Source organism: Aurantiacibacter xanthus (assembly GCF_003584015.1).
Lineage (GTDB): Bacteria > Pseudomonadota > Alphaproteobacteria > Sphingomonadales > Sphingomonadaceae > Alteraurantiacibacter > Alteraurantiacibacter xanthus.
In genome coordinates this window covers 1-955 of sequence record NZ_QXFM01000056.1, presented here as the reverse complement: position 1 = coordinate 955, position 955 = coordinate 1, and the positions used below count along the sequence as shown (strand labels likewise).

Below are 955 nucleotides of genomic sequence, written 5' to 3'. Positions count from 1 at the left end.
GGTTCCTCGCCGACCGGCGTCGTGGCCCAGCGCGGCAAGACCTCGGGGATCGGCAGCGCCTGCTGGCTACGGTGCGGGAACTCGGGCGCACGCTCGCCGCGTTCGGTGCGTGCGCCCCAGATATCGTCGTCGAGCGGGTCGCCCGCGAACAGCGGCGCGAGGCGGGCATACCAGCTGTCGGGCGCGGGCTCCTTCTCCAGCTTGCCGAGCGCCCCGCCGACGAACAGTGCCTCTTCCGCGCGCGTCATGGCGACATAGAGCAAGCGCCAGTGCTCCTCGCGCTCGGCGGCCTTGGCGGCGTCGGCGGCATCGGCCACCGGCCCCACGCGCTCGTCCTTGCCGAGCGGGAGCAGCGGGATCGTGCGCGGCGCGGCGCCACCAAGCGGCTCCTCGACCAGCTCCAGCCCGCTTGCCATGCCCTTGTCGGGGTCGCCGCAGGCATCGGCGAGGATCACGATCGGCGCCTGCAACCCCTTCGAGCCATGGACGGTCATCACCCGCACGAAGTCGCCCCCGCCCTCGGCCTCGCGCTTCAGTTCGCCCTCGCCCGCGTCGAACCAGCGGATGAAGCCCTGCAGGCTCGGCGTGTTGCCGGCGGCGAACTGGAACGCGGCGTTGAGCAATTCGTCGATGGGGTCGGAGGCTTCGCTGCCCAGCCGCGCGAGCAGCTTGCGCCGCCCCTGCCACGGCCCGACCAGTATCCAGTGCAACAGCGCCTGCGGCACCTCGAAATCGGCCCGCGCCAGCAGGTCGAGCAACATCGCCCGTGCCGCTTCCGCCTCGGGGTGCGGATTATCATAAATATGGCGCCACAGGCTCTTGCCATTGTCACCGCGATAGCCGTGTTCGAGCAGTTGCTCCTGGCTCCACCCGATCAGCGGCGAGACGAGCAGGTTCGCCAGTTGCAGGTCGTCCCCCGGCTGCGCGGCGAAGCGCAGCGCCGCCATCAGGTCCT

The 955-nt window shown here is 70.9% G+C and carries 1 protein-coding gene; it reads right to left on the bottom strand.

Annotated features, from left to right (window positions below; all coding sequences use genetic code 11):
* Nucleotides 1-955: 3'-5' exonuclease (locus D2V17_RS05375; protein ID WP_281270544.1), on the bottom strand; the 955-nt coding region annotated here is incomplete at both ends.